18 protein-coding genes are annotated in these 16,976 nt (G+C 67.6%); 9 read left to right on the forward strand and 9 right to left on the reverse strand.

The window, feature by feature from the left end:
- Positions 1-30 precede the first annotated feature (30 nt).
- The 3 genes from yidD to rpmH are packed head-to-tail and all read right to left on the reverse strand — an operon-like array spanning position 31 to position 833.
- Positions 31-249 (reverse strand): membrane protein insertion efficiency factor YidD, encoded by a 219-nt coding sequence (gene yidD / locus GTZ93_RS35260; RefSeq protein WP_120576129.1) that lies wholly within the window; start codon positions 247-249, stop codon positions 31-33.
- Positions 246-665: a ribonuclease P protein component gene (gene rnpA / locus GTZ93_RS35265; RefSeq protein ID WP_120576130.1), complete on the reverse strand. Its 420-nt coding sequence runs from the start codon at positions 663-665 to the stop codon at positions 246-248. The genes yidD and rnpA overlap by 4 nt, the downstream gene beginning before the upstream one ends.
- 15 nt (positions 666-680) lie before the next feature.
- Complete coding sequence (gene rpmH, locus GTZ93_RS35270) at positions 681-833, reverse strand: 50S ribosomal protein L34 (RefSeq protein WP_120526629.1); 153 nt, start codon at positions 831-833, stop codon at positions 681-683.
- A gap of 600 nt (positions 834-1,433) precedes the next feature.
- On the opposite strand from rpmH, the gene GTZ93_RS35275 reads away from it, so the two are divergent.
- From GTZ93_RS35275 to GTZ93_RS35285, 3 genes are all read left to right on the forward strand, one after another.
- Positions 1,434-2,030 (forward strand): DUF6310 domain-containing protein, encoded by a 597-nt coding sequence (locus GTZ93_RS35275; RefSeq protein ID WP_306464184.1) that lies wholly within the window; start codon positions 1,434-1,436, stop codon positions 2,028-2,030.
- The gene (locus GTZ93_RS35280) at positions 2,027-2,782 is read left to right on the forward strand and encodes a DUF5953 family protein (RefSeq protein WP_139917485.1); all 756 of its coding nucleotides are present in this window, start codon (positions 2,027-2,029) and stop codon (positions 2,780-2,782) included. Before GTZ93_RS35275 ends, GTZ93_RS35280 begins: the two co-directional genes overlap by 4 nt.
- 152 nt (positions 2,783-2,934) lie before the next feature.
- Positions 2,935-3,672: a hypothetical protein gene (locus GTZ93_RS35285; protein ID WP_139917486.1), complete on the forward strand. Its 738-nt coding sequence runs from the start codon at positions 2,935-2,937 to the stop codon at positions 3,670-3,672.
- A gap of 30 nt (positions 3,673-3,702) precedes the next feature.
- On the opposite strand, the gene GTZ93_RS43070 is transcribed toward GTZ93_RS35285, so the two are convergent.
- From GTZ93_RS43070 to GTZ93_RS35300, 3 genes are all read right to left on the reverse strand, one after another.
- On the reverse strand, positions 3,703-4,413 hold the full coding sequence (locus GTZ93_RS43070; protein WP_257979111.1) for an amidohydrolase family protein: 711 nt from the start codon (positions 4,411-4,413) through the stop codon (positions 3,703-3,705).
- 62 nt (positions 4,414-4,475) lie between these two features.
- On the reverse strand, positions 4,476-5,183 hold the full coding sequence (locus tag GTZ93_RS43075; RefSeq protein WP_139917490.1) for an amidohydrolase family protein: 708 nt from the start codon (positions 5,181-5,183) through the stop codon (positions 4,476-4,478).
- A 79-nt stretch (positions 5,184-5,262) separates the two neighbouring features.
- Complete coding sequence (locus GTZ93_RS35300) at positions 5,263-5,961, reverse strand: hypothetical protein (RefSeq protein ID WP_139917492.1); 699 nt, start codon at positions 5,959-5,961, stop codon at positions 5,263-5,265.
- Between the two features lie 287 nt (positions 5,962-6,248).
- On the opposite strand from GTZ93_RS35300, the gene dnaA reads away from it, so the two are divergent.
- The gene (dnaA, locus tag GTZ93_RS35305) at positions 6,249-7,604 is read left to right on the forward strand and encodes a chromosomal replication initiator protein DnaA (RefSeq protein ID WP_120576133.1); all 1,356 of its coding nucleotides are present in this window, start codon (positions 6,249-6,251) and stop codon (positions 7,602-7,604) included.
- Positions 7,605-7,610: 6 nt separating this feature from the next.
- Here the strand turns inward: dnaA and GTZ93_RS35310 are convergent, their stop codons facing one another.
- Positions 7,611-8,051, reverse strand: a complete 441-nt coding sequence (locus GTZ93_RS35310; protein WP_139917494.1) for a CBS domain-containing protein — start codon at positions 8,049-8,051, stop codon at positions 7,611-7,613.
- A 184-nt stretch (positions 8,052-8,235) separates the two neighbouring features.
- Here GTZ93_RS35310 and GTZ93_RS35315 point away from each other — a divergent pair, with 184 nt between their 5' ends.
- Together GTZ93_RS35315 and GTZ93_RS35320 are read left to right on the forward strand one after the other, a co-directional pair.
- Positions 8,236-9,048, forward strand: a complete 813-nt coding sequence (locus tag GTZ93_RS35315; RefSeq protein ID WP_139917496.1) for a hypothetical protein — start codon at positions 8,236-8,238, stop codon at positions 9,046-9,048.
- A gap of 11 nt (positions 9,049-9,059) precedes the next feature.
- Positions 9,060-9,830, forward strand: coding sequence for a hypothetical protein (locus tag GTZ93_RS35320; protein ID WP_222595359.1), 771 nt, complete (start codon positions 9,060-9,062; stop codon positions 9,828-9,830).
- A gap of 9 nt (positions 9,831-9,839) precedes the next feature.
- On the opposite strand, the gene GTZ93_RS35325 is transcribed toward GTZ93_RS35320, so the two are convergent.
- Positions 9,840-10,649, reverse strand: a complete 810-nt coding sequence (locus GTZ93_RS35325; protein WP_257979112.1) for a hypothetical protein — start codon at positions 10,647-10,649, stop codon at positions 9,840-9,842.
- A 144-nt stretch (positions 10,650-10,793) separates the two neighbouring features.
- Here GTZ93_RS35325 and GTZ93_RS35330 point away from each other — a divergent pair, with 144 nt between their 5' ends.
- On the forward strand, positions 10,794-12,200 hold the full coding sequence (locus GTZ93_RS35330; RefSeq protein WP_139917508.1) for a M16 family metallopeptidase: 1,407 nt from the start codon (positions 10,794-10,796) through the stop codon (positions 12,198-12,200).
- Positions 12,201-12,202: 2 nt separating this feature from the next.
- Positions 12,203-13,699, forward strand: a complete 1,497-nt coding sequence (locus GTZ93_RS35335) for a M16 family metallopeptidase (protein ID WP_139917502.1) — start codon at positions 12,203-12,205, stop codon at positions 13,697-13,699.
- 66 nt (positions 13,700-13,765) lie between these two features.
- On the opposite strand, the gene GTZ93_RS35340 is transcribed toward GTZ93_RS35335, so the two are convergent.
- Positions 13,766-14,047, reverse strand: coding sequence for a hypothetical protein (locus GTZ93_RS35340; protein WP_120576139.1), 282 nt, complete (start codon positions 14,045-14,047; stop codon positions 13,766-13,768).
- Between the two features lie 457 nt (positions 14,048-14,504).
- Between GTZ93_RS35340 and thrA the strand changes: the two genes are divergently transcribed.
- Positions 14,505-16,961, forward strand: coding sequence for a bifunctional aspartate kinase/homoserine dehydrogenase I (thrA, locus tag GTZ93_RS35345; protein WP_161663245.1), 2,457 nt, complete (start codon positions 14,505-14,507; stop codon positions 16,959-16,961).
- Positions 16,962-16,976 lie beyond the last annotated feature (15 nt).

Below are 16,976 nucleotides of genomic sequence, written 5' to 3' on the forward strand. Positions count from 1 at the left end.
CGGCGCCGGAGGGCGGGCGGAAGCAAACCGTCAGGGGACGGGATCGAATCCACCGGGGTGGAATGGCTGGCAGCGCAGCAGGCGCCAGACGGTGAGGGCGCTGCCCTTGAACCCGCCGTGCTTCTCCAGCGCCTGCATGGCGTAGGTGGAGCACGAGGGATGGAACCGACACGCCTTCGGCAGCAGCGGCCCCAGGAACCGCCGGTAGAAGCGGATGGGCAGGGCGATGACGAAGGCGAGTGGACTCATGGGGCGGGCTCTTTAGGAGGCACGCGCGGTGCCGGAAAGAGCCGTTGCAGCTTACGGGTGACACCGTCGAACGCACGGGAAACTTGCGCGAAGGAGGCTTCCTTCGCCGAGGAGCGAACGACCAGGACTACGTCGAGACCGGGGGGCCATTGCCCGCGGTGCTTGCGGAACAGCTCGCGGAGCACTCTGCGCAGGCGTGCGCGCACCACCGCGTTGCCCACCTTGCTGGAAACGGTGAGGCCTACGCGGGAGTGCGCCCGGGAATTGCGTTGAACGAGGGCCAGGAGGCAGTCGGACGGAAGCTTCTGACCGCCCTCCTGGACTTCAAGAAACTCACGCCGCTGGAGCAGGCGAAAGGCCTTGGGGAAGCGCTCGTCGGTTGCCTGAGGCACCCGCGGCGCCGCTCCCTCGGCCATCGTCCGTGCGCCCAGTTACTTCTTGAACGACGACACCACCAGGCGCTTACGGCCCTTGGCGCGGCGGCGCTTGAGGACATCCCGGCCGCCCTTGGTGGCATTCCGCTTACGGAACCCGTGGGCGCGGTTGCGCCGGATCTTCGACGGCTGGTACGTGCGCTTGGACACAACGACTCCTGTAGAGCTGAAGGCAGCGCCTGAATCACCGGCGCGACCCGTACAGTGGAAAGGGGGCGTCCGTAACCCTAATTCTTGGACAAGTCAATCAAGGATCACCTGCGCCGACCGTACAGCCCTGCGCCGGGTGGACCGGGCGATCATGTAGGAAAAGGGGAGACGGGGCAAGGAAGAGGGTTTGGCTGAAGGACCCTGGGTCCGGCGTAGGGCGGGCCCGATCCAGGTCCTTCGCTGTTGACCCACGAGTGGTTGGCCGGTTGAACGGGCGTGGCCATGCGCCTCCCTGCCTGCATCCTGCTTTTGCTCCTAGCCTCGGCGTGCGCTCCCTCAACGCCCCTGAAGGCCCGCACGACCTCTTCCTTGAGAGTCGCCAACCTCCATAGGGCGTCAAAACTGCCCTGGAGTGATGAGGGACGATGCGTCGTCCAGGAGGCTTCTTCGCCTTGGTCCGTGGTGGTGGAGCGCTGCTTCGGAGCGCTGGACCATCACCGGATCCGGTTTCACGATCCGACGGGACGTTGCACGGTCGCCTCCGCTGGAGCTGCAACCCTGGGCCTTGGAGTTTGTGTCCTTGTCGCTCCTGAAATCGTCATGGGCGCAGTCATCATCACAGGGGTTGTCGTGGTGGGGGTCGCCATCAAAGAGGGACTGGACGCGTACGAGTTCCGCCAGCTCTATCCCGAGGAAGCTGGGGCCATGCGAGGAACGCAGGCCGTTCCCCGGGAGACCGTGGCGAAACGGAAGCCCAAGCTTGAACCCGACCCTGTCGGGAAGGACTGGCAGCCCCCGATACCTCCCGACGCCTTGGACCGGACGCGCCATCCCAGGTGCGAGCCCATTCCGGTCAAGCACCGGGGAGGAGACGACGCGCACAACCGGTGTGCCGACAGGATTCCACCGAATCGCTACCCCGGCCATGACGTGCTCGTGAACGGCAAGCACTTCGATGCGTTGCAATTCGGTGTGCGCGTGCTGTGGGAAATCAAGACCGACCAGTTCGACACGTACAGCGACTTCCTTCAAGCGCAGGTGGTCAGGGACCAGGTGGCCGAGCTGCTGGAGGAGCGAGACATCGCGGGGGAATGTGGCTACGCCTTCGTGGTAGGCGTGAGCAGCGAGGCGCATAAAGCCGCGCTGAAGGAGATTGCCGACGCGTTGGATATCGTCGTCACGGGGTGCGAACGATGACGACGCGCGACCGCCTCATCCTGAATGTCCATGCGCCGGCTCTAACGATGGACGACGGCCGTACGCTCGCTGTCGTTGAAGGCATGGAACGGGCGATGCCCGGCATGCGTCTGGCGTGGGAGATATCCAAGGAAGGAAAGCCCGTCGCGCTATCTCAGCGAGACGCGTGGCTCGCGGCCTCAGCAGCGCGAGGAGAGTTTCCACTCATCTGCAACGGAGACGAGGACTACCCCGTGACGATTTCCGGGCTGCGCAGATCCGCCAGTTCGAGTCCGGGCAGACAACCTCAACTCCAGGTCCATGCGAAGCTGCCTCAGGACACAGCCGGCATCGCGGCGGCAGCGGATGTGCTGGAGCACGTCGCGGAGGGTATCCGCGCATATTGGGGGCTCCTGGCGCCGTCATCCGTGATGCAGGTCATCGCGGATCAAACAGGTCCGAAGCGACATGGACCTGAAAGGCCACCTCTCGGACTGCCCGCCCTCAAGCTCCCAGAAGCGATTTCCGCTCCAGAGATTCCACGCCACCTGGGTTGGCTGAACTACTGGTCGGCCGAGGCCGCGAAGGCCCTCGGGTTCCCGGCCCCTGCACGTGACGCCGAGTTGCTGTCACGTGCCCGGCGCACGGCTACTGGCGGGTGGGTGGTCCGGCTCACGGATGCTCCGCTCGACCTGGGAAACCGTGCGCACCTGGCAGCACTCTTGTGGGCCTACGAGCGTTTTCCGGAGATCGGCGGACAGTCAGTGCCTTGATCGCACTCCCAATCCGCGTGTCAGACCTCCATGGCATACCCAAGGCGTAGGAACGAGAGACCGACTTCGTGCCATGCCTTCCGCTGGATTTTTTGGGTGCCAAAATGTCCTCCCCAACATCGCCTTCACCAAGAATCCCTGATGAGCGGCTCATGCTCCTATCGAAGGCGCTCGCGCTGCTGCCCCATGTCAAGCCGCGCCTAGCAAAGCAAACCCTCGAGCATTTCGAAAACGACTTCTTCAACGAGTACTACGACGCCTCCAAACGGAATGAAGCATGGGCGCAATCCTACGTTCGAGCGGACGGCACACCTATTCCCAAGCCTTCTGATCCACGCCGTCGAGAACCCAGTCCTGGGATGTTCATCACGCCTTCGGACCTGTACGAATGCTCCAAGGGCTTCGGGAACAATCGTGTGACTCCCACAGGTGCGTCCCTGCTCATCCGAATGTATGAAGCGGGACTCTTCGAGCTGCGCAAGAAAAAGGCGGGCCTCGGCGACCCCGTAGAGCTCCGGGCGTATGCCAATTCTCTTCCGGAGATCCTCGAAGCAATGCGCAAGGATGAAGAGGCCCGGCAGGCACGTGCCCTCTTGATCGATCAGCCAGAACGCATCACCGAGCAGGACTTCACATACAGCCTGCTCAACAGCGTATTCATCCGCCACCATGGGTTACAGGGCGGATCCATCCAAATGAGGATTGGGGGCCTGCTCGTGACCAAGAGCGTGTTCATCTATTGGAGTAACTCTGGGAAGAGTCACGACTCCGATGTCATCTTCTCGTGGGTTTCTGCTGATGGAGCGGCCCAGAAGATTCAGAAGGAAAGCCTGTACGCCAACAATCGCCACAATGACCCTGACCGCAACTGGGGCCTGGGGCGGGAATGAGCCGACGCGTGCGGAGGCCGCAAGGGCCCTTCAGAACAACCGGCGCGGCACCCCGGATGTTTCGAACAGGAAGTCCCGGGACGCGGTGACACGCTGACGCAGGCCCGCCAGGTCCACGCCCACCAGCGCACCCCGCCACTTGCGGACCTGTCCAGCCACGATGACGGTGTCCACGTTGCTCTGCTCCAGGAGCGTCACCACGGCGCCCAGTGCGTTGTTGAGCGGGGCCACGTTGAGCGCGTCCGTCCTCAAGAGAATCAGGTCCGCTTCCTTGCCCGGCGTGAGCGTGCCCACCCGCTTCGACAAGTGCGCTGCCCTCGCGCCCTCCACCGTGGCGAAGCGCAGGACGTCGCGGCAGGTGAGCATGGGCGGCAGGTCCTTCTCTCCGCGCAGGGCCCGCTCGTTCACCAGCGCTCGCTGCAGCGTGTAGACCGTCCGCATCTGCGTGAAGAAGTCCGCGGTCATCGTGCACTCCACATCCACGCTGAGCGACGGCTGGAGCCCGAAGGCCAGCACCTTCTCCAGCGGGGGCATCCCGTGCCGCATCGTCATCTCGATGGGCGCCGCGATGGAGATCCCTCCCTCTGTGTCCTTCATCCACTTCCACGGCGCATCTCCTTCCAGGCCGGAGACGTGGATGTATTCATTGTCCTCGCCCAGAAGCCCTTCACGGCCCAGTTCTTCCAGGACGGCGCCATGTCCCCGGCGGCCCACCACGTGCGTCACGATGAGCACGTCCACCTCGCGCGCCAGCGCCCAGGTGTCCCGGAAGCCCGGCGTGAACCAGCGTCACCAGCGCGTGCTCACCGGACGCGAAGTGCTGTTGCTTCAGCCGGGGCAGGTCCTTCGGGTACGCGGTTGCCCTTCTTGCCCGTGCCGAACGCGAACACCGCCCGCCGCCCGGCGTCCTTCAAAGCCTGCACCAGCGCGTCCGAGTGCTCCGGCGTGTGGATCACCTGCGACGTGTCCACCACCGTGGTGACGCCTGCGTCCAGTTGGCTGAGCGATCCCAGCAGCACGGAGGCATACACGTCCTCCGAACGGTACGCGGGCGTCAGCTTGCCGATGATCTCCTCGAAGTAGTTCCGCTCCCCGGGCGCGCGGTCGTCATCCGTCACCAGCCCTTCCGCCAGTGCGCCTCGCAGCGCCGTCTCGAACTGGTGGTGGTGCGTGTCGATGACGCCCGGCATCACGATGCAGTCCGCCGCGTCGATGACCGCCGCGTCCGGCGCCTTCACGTCCGGCCCCGCCTCCACGATGCGCCGCCCCTCCACCAGCACGTCCGCGCGGGCGAAGTCCCCCACCGCCGGGGACATGCTCATCACCACGCCGCCCTTCACCAGGTAGCGGCGGTCCGCCTTCCCCGTGTCCGAAGGCAGCACTTCGCGAGCAGGCACCGTCCCCCGTCGAAGACATCCCGAGCCCAGCAGCAGGGCCCCCGCGAACAGCGCTCTCCTGCGCGTCAGCCCCACTCCACGATGCGCCTCACACATCCCGCCGATCCCAGTCATCGAGGGTCCCCACCCATGATGCCGGGAGTAGGGGAGAGCCACGGAGGGACCTTCGCCATCCGTCCAGCGGCAGACTCCGCTATCCGGAAACCGCGAGCGGGTGGTTCCAGTAGAGCGCGTGAATGCGTTCGACCTCCGCGTGGAAGTCGAACTGGAAGCCACCCGTCACTCGGAGGACCTGGGCCTCCAGGTGGGTCTTCCGCGTGAAGGGGATGCCCCAGAGTCTCAGCGCCTCCTCCAGTTCCGTCCTTGTCGTCGACGGCTCCAGGAACCAGCCTGTGAGCTCCAGGCTGGTGAAGACCCCCACGCCGTCGTCGATCTCCAGGCAGATGAGCCGACCGTGCTCCAGGTATAGCTGCACGGCGCCGTAGAACCAGAGGACGGCGCCAGCGTCCCTCGATATGGACATCACCTCCTCGGGGACTCCCAGCAGGTCCACCAGTTCATCGGAGGTCATCGAGGGCCGCAACGGCTCCAGGCTCCCGACCTTCAGGGCGCGCACGAAGTCGATGGCCACGTGACGTCCCCGACGAACATCCTCGAACGCGGTCACCTCCGGATGCCTGCGCCGGACCTGCTCCAGAGCCTCCGTCTCCGCGGTGAAGCCTTCGGGAGGAAGTCCCTGAAGGGGCAACTCCTTCGGCATGGGGCCGAGGTAGTCCTCGTACAAGGAGAGCTCGTACGACGCAGGCTCCCCAGGTGGATCGTACCGGCGGAGCAGGAACGTCCGTCCCTCCCCGGTGGTCGCGAATACAGTCCTGCGCTCGGTGATGGCCATGCGTTCATGTCCAAGGTAGCGGGTGGGACCCGGACGTCCACCCGCGGACATGCTGACATGCCACGGTGGATCCGTTCAGGTGGCTCCACGACACACCTCGCACAACCCGGCGGAACAGCTCGCGCCGGAGGAGAAAATGCGGATCCACCGGGAGTGTTCATCCCCACCCGACAGGGTGCCCCGCTGATCCGTGCTACAGGCCGGTTCCTTGATCAGCCGGAGAGCGGGTGTTAGCACCGCCGAACGCCCGCGGGTTCCCTCGTTCCGCGCCGTCCCTGAGCCTCCAAGTGAACGCCCTCGCCCAAGCCCCTTCGCCTTCGCTTCCCAGTGCCGGCGTCATCTGGACCCGCACGCTGGAAGCCATCCGTCAGGAGGGGCTGCACTACGCCCTCACCTGGCTGGAGCGGATGCGCCCCATGGAGGTGCGCGAGAACGCCTTGGTCCTGGGCGTGCCGGACCGCTTCTTCCGCGACTGGGTGGATGACCACTACCGCGCCATGCTGGAGACGCACCTGGCCCGGCTGGAGCCGTCCCTGGGCCGCGTCGCCTATGAGGTCGTCGTCGGCATCCCGCCGTCCGCGGACCTGCCGCCCACGCCCATCGTCAAGGTGAACTCGCTGCGGCCCGCGCGGCTCAACCCGCGCTTCACCTTCGACACCTACGTCGTCGCGGACAGCAACCAGCTCCCCGCCGCCGCCGCGCAGGCCGTGGCCCACCGGCCGGGCCACAACTACAACCCGCTCTACATCTACGGCGGCACCGGCCTGGGCAAGACACACCTGCTCCAGGCGGTGGGCAATCACATCTGGGAGAAGGACCCCACCCAGCGCATCGTCTACCTCTCCAGCGAGCAGTTCACGAACGAGTACGTGGAGAGCGTGCGCGAGCACCGCATGACGGACTTCCGCCGGAAGTTCCGCGAAGAGTGCGACGTGCTGCTCATCGACGACATCCAGTTCCTGGGCAAGCGCGAGGAGACGCAGAAGGAGTTCTTCTACACCTTCGAGACGCTCTTCGGCCTCAACAAGGCCATCGTGCTCACCAGCGACATGGTGCCCGCGGAAGTGCCCGGCATGGAGGACCGCCTGCGCAGCCGCTTCGCCATGGGCTTGATGGCGGACATCCGCGAGCCCTCCTATGAGACGCGCGTCGCCATCCTCCAGAAGAAGGCGGAGCAGGAGGGCCTCGACCTGCCGGACCCCGTGGCGCACTTCATCGCCAAGCACGTGCAGAAGAACGTGCGTGAACTGGAAGGCGCGCTCGTGAAGCTGTCCGCGATGCACAGCCTCACCAAGCAGCCGGTGACGGAGGAGTTCGCGTCCCAGGTGCTGCGCGACATCCTGCCCGCGCAGCGCGCCGTGGACGTGGACGCCATCCAGCGCGAGGTGGCCCGCTTCTACAAGGTGACGGTCGAAGCGCTGAAGGAGGACCGGCGCCACAAGGCGCTCGCGCACGCGCGCCAGGTGGCCATGTACCTGAGCCGCAAGCTGACGAAGAGCTCCTTCCCGGAGATCGCCTCGCGCTTCAACAAGGACCACTCCACCGTCATCTCCGCCGTGCGCAAGGTCGAAGGCCTGCGGGAGACGGACGCGGCCGTGCACCGCGACCTGTCGGAGCTGGAGACGAAGCTCGGCGGCATGTAGCCCGCCTCAGGGTTGTGCAGGCTGTGACGGGGCGGAGACCTCCTCGAGCGTCCTGCCGCTCTCCTGGTCGCTGAGCTCCGCCGAGACATCTCCCAGCGAGAGGATGCCCACCAGCCGCTTGGCCCGGTTCAACACCAGGATGCGGCGGATCTGCGAGGCCCTCATCTTCTGGGCCGCCTGGGTGAGGTCGTCGTCGTCGTAGACGAACTCCACTCCCCGGGTCATCGCCTGGGCCACCTGGGTGCGCTCGGCGTCCAGTCCCTGCGCCACCGCGCGGATGACGATGTCCCGGTCCGTGACGATGCCCACCAACTGGTCGCCGTCACACACGGGGATGGGTCCCACGTTCAGCAGGCGCATCTTCTCCGCGGCGATCCTCAGGGAATCAGACGGGCGGACGACCTCCACGTCGGATGTCATCACGTCGCTCACTCGTTGCGTTGCCATGGCGTCTCTCCTGTGGGGTTCCTCCTTCAGCGTGGGCACCGGCCTGTCCGCTGGCATGCGTTACCGTCGCGGGTGTCTGTCCATTTCCCCTGGCTTCGGGCATGCTGAGGCTTCGTGGGCCCTCCGGGGTCCGCGCATCGGGACGCCCGGCCGGAGGCGCTCCCCCTCACGCATTGCTTCCGACATGCCCTCCATCCCCTGGTTGCGTACCTCCGGCCTTGCTGCCGCCGTGCTGTGTCTGTCTGCCTGCAAGAGCGACTCGGACACCACCGAGCTGCGCTTCGGCATCAACCCGACGACCTACATGCGTCCGCTGACGGCGGAGTCCTCATCCCAGCGGACGGCGATGGAGTCTCCACTACCACCGCCCTCCTTCCGCTCGAACGACGGCCTCGTGTTCACGGTGGAGGGCGCCTACGCCACGCTGTTCGACGTGCGTCTGGAATTGCCGTCCGGGCACGAGTGCTCGGACTCCGAGGGCAAGCTGGCCCCGTTGATGACCTGCACCGACGCGGCGGACGGAAGGCCCGGGACGCTGAGCGTGCGGGAGCCCTTGTTTGTGAATTGGATGAACGCGGTGAACCTTCCAAACGGGCCGCTCCGTATCCCTGAAGGAGGCTATTCCCGCATCGAGGCCCGCCTGGGCCAGAGCGAGCCCGAGCTCTCCAGCTTCATCATGGACGCGAGCTTCACCTGGGAGGGCAAGCGCCATCTCCTGGCAGTGGCCTTCACCTCCACCGCGGCCCTGCGCTTCGAGCCACGAGGGCCCTTTGACATCGCTGGCTCCGGAGAGGACACCGTCGTGGTGGGCAGTCTGGACCTGACCACCTGGCTCGACGGCATCCCCGTGGCGAGCTGTCTGGCGTTGGGCGACCTGACCCTGGACAACACCATCCTGCGCCTGGAGACCGGGACGGGAGCATGCGCGGGCGCCGCCGAGCGCGTGAAACAAAACATCGAAACCAGCACCCGGTTGCTCTTCGCTTCTCACCGGTGAACCCCATGTCCATGTCTTCAAATTGGCTGTGTCTGTCTTTGATGTCCCTGGGGCTGTCCGGCTGTGACACCGGACCCCATACCCGGTTGCTCTTCGCGCTCAATCCATCGTTCCTCCAGGGAGATTCCCTGTCGGTCCCGGCCTCGGGGGTGCGGGCGATGACGGACCCGGTCACGCTCCCCGATCTCACGTCGGATGACGGCTTGAGATTCCAGCTGGCAGGCGCTGGCGTCACCGTGAAGGACATCCGTCTGGAGTTGGGCGGAGGGCTGCGTTGCGAGGACGTGAGCGAGGAACTCCAGGAAGGCACCGGGTGCGTCTCGTCCGAAGACGGCCCGGATACGGTCACGCTCGCGGGCCCCTTCTCCTTCTTTCTGCCGGACGGGGAGCCTTCGGAGGGCTGGAAGGAGCCACGCATCCCCACTGGCAAGTACCGGCGGGTCGACTTCGTGCTGGGGGAAGGCGGCTTGAGGGCCTACCCCCGGCTGCAACAGGGCTCGATTGACCTGGCCATGAACCTCACCCTGCCCGAGGGCACGGCGCTGGGCTTCGAGGTCCCCTATCCCCTCACGGTGGCGGAAGGCGGCTCCCTGCGCGTGACGTTCCGCCAGGCCACCTGGTTGAAGGGCCTCCCGCTGAGGGCCTGCTTCCAGAGCGGGGACCTGCCCCGGACGGACTCGGAGCTGCTCCTGGACGCCGCGAGCGGCGAATGCCAGGGCGCGGGGGACAGGGTGCGGGAGGCCCTGCGCACCCAGGTGGGCCTGAGCGCCCTCCCGTTCTGACCACCGCGGTCAGTAGTGGATCAGGTCGGACATCCACGGCAGCAGGACGAGCCACCACAGCAGCGGACTGACCAGCCCCAGGACCAGGCCGGCAATGGCCTGGCCCTGGCGGCCGATGGGCGGGGTCGCCGCCGGGTCCACGCGTTGGAGCGCCACCGCGCCGCAAATCACCGCGAAGGGCGCGAACAGGGGCATCAGCACCGAGCCAAAGCCATACCGCAGGGACTGATGCGCCATCGGGTTGTTGAAGCGCTGGTCCCAGAGCGCCTTCAGCACTCCGGGCGACACCGGCAGCCGGAAGAAGAGCTGGTTGCGCGCATCGCGGTGGATCCGCACCCCCGTGAGCACCCCGGGGATGGCGCACAGGAAGTAGAAGAAGCGCCCATCCCGGTTCATGGCATCCGCCACCACGGCCATCACCACTGGCGTGACCAGCATGGCGTGCCGCGCCCAGCGCTGACCCAGGAAGAAGGCCACGCCTACCGGAACGGGCAACAGCAGCAGCAGCGTGAACAACGACTGCTTCGTCGCGCGCAGCCCCCACTGCGCCAGCGCGGCGGCGGTGGCCACGCAGAGCAGCAGCGTCACGCCTCCCACCACCCACGCCCAGTCATCGCGCCGGCCCCAATAGCGCTGGCGCAGGGCCTCCAGGTAGTTCACGTCCGGGCGCGCCGCGCAGGCCTTGCAATACAACCGCACGCCCAGGCCCGCCACGGACGTGGCGCAGTCCGCGCAGAAGAAGCTCCCGCAGCGGGAACAGGTGCCGCCCGCGGGCAGGTCCGGGTGGACCGCGCAGCGGCCCTGCTGGGAGAGGGGCACCTCCGGGCTCATGGCCGCAGTGTCGCACGGCGAGCAACACCCGGCACCCCCGGGCCCACCCCGTCTCCTTCCGGCTTACAGGCCCCGGGGCGCGTGCTAAGCGCGCGAGAGAACGTCCTGAACCGTGGAGGAACCTTGTCCCGATTGAAGGCCCTCGCCGCAGCGGCCCTGTTCGTGGGGCTTCCGGCGCTCGCTCAGACCCCCGAGGCGAAGCCGCTGGAGCCCGGCCGCGAAAACCTGGCCATCCCGTATGAGAAGTACACGCTGCCCAACGGCATGGAGGTCATCTTCTCCGTGGACCGCAAGCTGCCCGTGGTGGCCGTCAACATCTGGTACCACGTGGGTGCCTACGACGAGCAACCGGGCCGCACCGGGTTCGCGCACCTCTTCGAGCACATGATGTTCCAGGGCTCCAAGCACGTGCCGGACGACGTGCACATCGGCCTGCTGGAGCAGGCGGGCGCCACGGACCTCAACGGCACCACCAGCTTCGACCGCACCAACTACTACGAGACCGTGCCCAGCAACCTGCTGGAGACGGCCCTGTGGTTGGAGAGCGACCGCATGGGCTTCCTGCTGGACGCGCTCACGCAGAAGAAGCTCGATACGCAGAAGGAGGTCGTGAAGAACGAGCGCCGCCAGAGCGTGGAGACGGCCCCCTACGGCGAGGCGCAGGAGAAGGCGTGGCAGGCGCTGTTCCCCGCGCCGCACCCGTACTCCGGCAACGTGATTGGATCCATGAAGGACCTGGACGCGGCCACGGTGGATGACGTGAAGGGGTTCTTCCGCAAGTGGTACGCGCCCTCCAACGCGACGCTCGCCATCGTGGGCGACTTCGACCCCGCGAAGGCCAAGGCGCTGGTGGAGAAGTACTTCGGCACGCTGACCTCTGGACCCAGGCCCCAGCGTCCGGACGTGAAGCCGGTGAAGGTCACGCGTGAGACGGTCATCCGCCACGACGAGAAGGTGGCCACGCTGCCCCTGCTCACCATGTCCTGGCTCACCGCCCCGTACCTGAAGCCCGGGGACGCGACGGCGGACGTGCTCGCCACCGCGCTGGGCACGGGCCGCGCGAGCCGCCTGTACCGCCGGCTGGTGCTGGACAAGCAGCTGGCGCAGAGCGTGGACGCCGTGCAGCAGAGCCAGGGCGCGCAGTCCGTCTTCTCCATCGAGGCGGTGGCCCGGCCCGGCGTCACCACGGACACGCTGAAGAAGGAGATCGACGCGGTGCTGGACGAGGTCCGCAAGGACGGCGTCACGCAGGAGGAGATCGTCCGCGCGCGCACCCGCTATGACACGCGCCAGCTGGCGGGTCTGCAGGCGGTGGGCGGCTCCGGCAGCAAGTCCGACACGCTCCAGAGCTACAACCAGTTCGTGGGCGAGCCCAGCTACGTCGCGCAGGACCTGGCGCGCTACCAGGACGTCACGCCCGATGCGGTGAAGCAGTTCGCCAACGACGTGCTGCGCCCGGACGCGCGCGTCGTGCTCCACGCGGTGCCGTCCGCCGACAAGGCCGCGCCGTCTTCCACCCCGGGCAAGGAGGCCCGCTAGTCATGCACCGCCAAATCCTCACTGCCCTCCTCACGCTGTCCGTCGCCGGCTGCGCCACCACGAAGCCCGCGGAGACGCCTCCCACCGAGACGCCCCCCACGGCGCAGCAATCCCAGACACCCGCTCCGGACGCGGAGGCGTTCCGCGACCAGCAGCCCAAGCCCGGCAAGCCGCCGGAGCTGGTGCTGCCCACCTTCGAGCAGGGGAAGCTGGACAACGGCCTCACCGTCATCGTCAGCACGCGCAAGGAATTGCCGCTGGTGTTCGTGGGCATCGCCTTCGCCGCGGGCGGGTCGCAGGAGCCCGCCGCGAAGCTGGGCATCGCGGACCTGTCCTACCGCATGCTGCTGGAGGGCGCGGGCAAGCGCGACACGGTGGCGCTGGACAACGCGTTCGCGGACCTGGGCGTGTCGCCCGCGCTGTCGGTGGACCCGGACGGCGCCTTCGTGGGCGCGCGCGTGCTCACGACCAACGTGGACGCGGCGATGAGCCTGCTGTCGGACGTCGTCCTGCGGCCCACCTTCGACGCGAAGGCCTTCGAGCGCCGCAAGAAGCAGCAGCTGGGCGAGCTGGTGCGCCGCATGGGCGACCCGAACTTCCTGGCGCAGCAGGCCTACTACCAGGCCGTGTTCGGCGCGGACCACCCGTACGGCCACACGTCCGGAGGCACGCCGAAGACGGTGGAGTCGCTCACGCTGGCGGACGCGAAGAGCTTCTACACGAAGAACACGGGCCCTCGCGCCGCCGCGCTCATCATGACCGGCGACGTGACGCTCCCGCAGGCGATGGAGTGGGGGAAGAAGTACTTCGGCGGGTGGAAGGGCGGGGCCGTGGCGCCCAAGCCGCCGCCCGCGCCGCCCGCGCCTCCGCGTCAGCTGGTGCGCGTGGTGCCCAAGCCGGGCCTGGAGCAGACGGTGGTGCTGGTGGGCCGTCCCGGCCTCGCCACGGGCCACCCGGACGAGTACCCGCTGGAGCTGGCCACCACGGTGTTCGGCGGCTTCTTCGGCAGCCGGCTCAACATGAACATCCGCGAGGACAAGGGCTACAGCTACGGAGCCAACGCGCACCTGGGCACGCGCCTGGGCGTGGGACCGCTCACCGCGTACGCGGCCGTGCGGAAGGACGTGACGGGTCCGGCCCTCAACGAGTTCATCAAGGAGCTGGCCGGCATCAAGTCCAACCCCATCACGGAGAAGGAGCTGGCCGCGGCGCGCGAAGGCCTCATCCGCGCGTTCCCGGGCGCCTTCGAGACGGTGGAGGGCCTGGGTGTCAGCGCCGCGAATCTCTACTTCCACCGCCGGCCGATGGATGAGTTCAAGCGCACCGTGGAGGGACTGGAGAAGGCCAGCGCCGCGGAGGTGCAGCGCGTGGCCGAGTCCTACCTGGACCCGGCCAACATGCAGGTGGTGCTCGTGGGCGACCCGCTGGTCATCCAGGAGCAGGTGACGCCGCTCAACCTGGGCAAGCTCACGCTGGAAGAGACGCCGGCGTCCAAGTAGCGCAGCGCTTCACTTCGAGATGTTGAAGCCGGGGTCCCGACGTGGGTGTCGGGGCCCCGGTTTTTTTCATTCCCGGGTGGGCTCGTTCTCTTCCTGGCGGGCTTCGGCCCTGAGGCGGCCGCGCTCCTCGCGCTCCTCGTCGTCGACGTCATCGAGGACGCTCTGGGGGTTGTTGCGATCCCCGCCGACGGGGGCGTCGCTGTCGAAGGCGAACTTCTGCTCCTCGGTGGAGTGCTTGGCGTCGTCCGCGTACAGGGGCTTGGTGTCGTCCGCCTCCAGCCCCCGCTCCACGCGGTCCTTGGCGAAGCCGGGCTTGTGGGCGGTGTCGCTCTTCTTGCGGGTGGCCATGGGTTGCTCCTGAAGGGGGTGGGACAGCTCACACACGCTCAATGTCGGCAGCCCTGGCCGCGAGCACCACGGTGGGGACCGTGGAGCGGGGGATGGGTTGCCTGCCCCCTGACCTTGGAGCGCGGAAGCGGCTAGGATGGGGACTCCATGGTTGGACGCAGCGGGAACAGCCAGCGGCACGAGGGGACGACGTCCTCCGTGGGCGCGCGCGTCCAGACCGTGATGACCGAGACTTGCACTCGCACCGGCCTGACTCCTCGCGGAGCGCGGACCGCCTGACTTCCGAAGTGGACCTCCTGAAGGTCCCTCCTTCCGAACCCGGCCCCGCGCTCCTCCCGAGCGCGGGGCTTTTTCGTTGCCCCACCTGCCAGTCGTCACCCCCGAGGACCCGCATGACGCCGCTTCCGATGTGCCGCCCCAGCCACCGAGTCCCGTCGTTCCGGAAGGAGTCCGTGTCATGCGCGTGATGAAATTCGGTGGCACCAGTGTCGGAGATGCGGAACGGATGCGCGGCGTGGTGGCGCTGGTGGAGGAGGCGCGCAAGGCCGAGCGGGTGATGGTGGTGGCGTCCGCGGTGTCGGGCATCACGAATCTCTTGGTGGAGGCGGCGAAGGTGGCGCAGGAGGGCGAGTCCGTGCAGGAGGCCTGCGCCCGGTTCGACGACACGCATTCGGCCATCGCGAAGGTGCTGAGCGTGGACCTGAAGCCCGCGCAGACGCGGCCCCTGGCGGAGGGGCTGGTGGCGCTTGGCGTCGAGCTGCGAGGGCTGTTGCAGGGCGTGGGGTTGCTGCGGGAGTGCTCGCCGTCGGTGCTGGCGCACCTGTCGGGGCTGGGGGAGCGGGCGTCGTGTCTGCTGCTCGCGGCGATGCTGGAGGCGCGGGGCCTGGAGCCCGTGAGCGTGGACCCGAGGCAGGCGCTGGTGTGCTCAGGGGACCCGCTGCAGGCGACGCCCCGGGTGGAGGAGATTCGCGCGAGGTTCGCGACGCTGCGTGAGGGCGGGCCGGGGCTGATGTTGATGCCGGGCTTCTTTGGAGGGGATGCGCGCGGCAAGACGATGTCGCTGGGGCGGGGAGGGTCGGACTACTCGGCGGCGCTGGCGGCGGCGGCGCTGGATGCGCGGCTGTTGGAGATCTGGACGGACGTGGACGGCATCTTCAGCGCGGACCCGCGGCTGGTGCCGGAGGCGTTCGCGCTGGAGGAGGTGAGCTTTGAGGAGGCGATGGAGCTGGCCTACTTCGGAGCGAAGGTGCTGCATCCGAAGACGATTGCGCCCGCGAGGGAGCGGGGCATCCCGGTGCGGGTGTGCAACAGCTTCCGGCCGGAGCATCCGGGCACGAGGGTGACGGCCACGGCGCCACTGTCGCGGCACCCGGTGCGGGGGTTGTCGTTCCTGCCGGACATCGCGCTCATCAACATCGCGGGGGCGGGGTTGAAGGGCGTGCCGGGCACGGCCGCGCGCGTCTTCGAGGCGATGGCGAGGGCATCCATCTCCGTGGTGTTGATTACGCAGGGCTCCAGCGAGTCCTCCATCAGCTTCTGCGTGGGGGAGGCGGAGGCCACGCGGGCGGTGCTGGCACTGGAGGACGCGTTCGAGGTGGAGCGCGAGGCGGGGAAGGTGGACCCCATCGAGCACCAGCCGGGGCTCGCGGTGTTGAGCATCGTGGGAGACGGGATGCGACACCGGGTGGGCGTGGCGGGGACGTTCTTCAGCGCGCTGGCGGACGTGGATTGCAGCATCGCGGCCATCGCGCAGGGGTCGAGTGAGCGGAGCATCTCCGCGGTGATTTCGCGCGAAGACGGGCCGCGTGCCATGGCACACGTGCACCGCAAGGCCTTTGGCACCACGGAGGTGGTGGAGCTGCTGGTGGCGGGCGTGGGCACGGTGGGCGGGGAGCTGTTGCGGCAGATTCATCAACAGGCGCCGAAGCTGCGGGCGCATGGGTTGGATTTGAGGGTGTGTGCCATTGCCAATAGCAGACACAGCCTGGTGGCGCCGGAGGGCGTGGCGCTGGACGGGTGGAAGGCGCGGCTGGAGGCGAGCGAGTCTGGATTCACGCTGGACACGTTCCGGGCCTGGGCGAAGGCGCGGCGTCCGGGCCGGCCCATCTTCGTGGACTGCACGAGCAGCGAGGACGTGGCGCTGGGTTATCCCGCGTTGATGGCGTCCGGGCTGCATGTGGTGACGGCGAACAAGAAAGCCAATGCGGGGCGTCAGGAGCACTGGAAGGCGCTGCGGGAGACGGCGGTGCGGCACCAGCGCAAGTTCCTCTACGAGACGAACGTGGGGGCGGGGCTGCCGGTCATCGACACGTTGAAGAACATGCTGCGCACGGGAGACACGGTGCACCGGGTGGAGGGCATCCTGTCCGGTTCGCTGTCGTTCATCCTGGGGCTGACGGAAGCCGGTGTGCCGCTGTCGAAGGCGGTGGGTACGGCGATGGAGAAGGGCTTCACGGAGCCGGATCCGCGAGACGACCTGGAGGGCACGGACGTGGCGCGCAAGGTGCTCATCCTGGCGCGGGAGTTGGGGAGGTCGCTGGAGTTGGAGGACGTGGCGCTGGCGTCGCTGTTGCCGGAGGAGTTCGACGCGAAGGGACCGCTGCCGGAGTTCCTGGCGCGGTTGCCGCAGGCGGATGAGCTCTTCCAGCGGAGGGTGGACGCGCACCGGAAGGAAGGAAAGGTGCTGCGCTACGTGGGCAGCGTGGGGCCGGAGGGCGTGCGCGTGGGATTGGTGCCAGTGCCGCTGGAGCATCCGCTGGCGGCGGTGAAGGGCGGCGAGAACGCGCTGAGCTTCCTGTCGGAACGGTACAGCCCCACGCCGCTGGTGATTCGAGGGTATGGCGCGGGCGCGGCGGTAACGGCGGCGGGAGTGCTCGCGGATGTGTTGCGATTGGTGGAGGGGCCGTTGCCCTGAGCGTGGGTGTTAGGC

The sequence above is a fragment of the Corallococcus exiguus genome, assembly GCF_009909105.1.
GTDB classification, from domain to species: domain Bacteria; phylum Myxococcota; class Myxococcia; order Myxococcales; family Myxococcaceae; genus Corallococcus; species Corallococcus exiguus.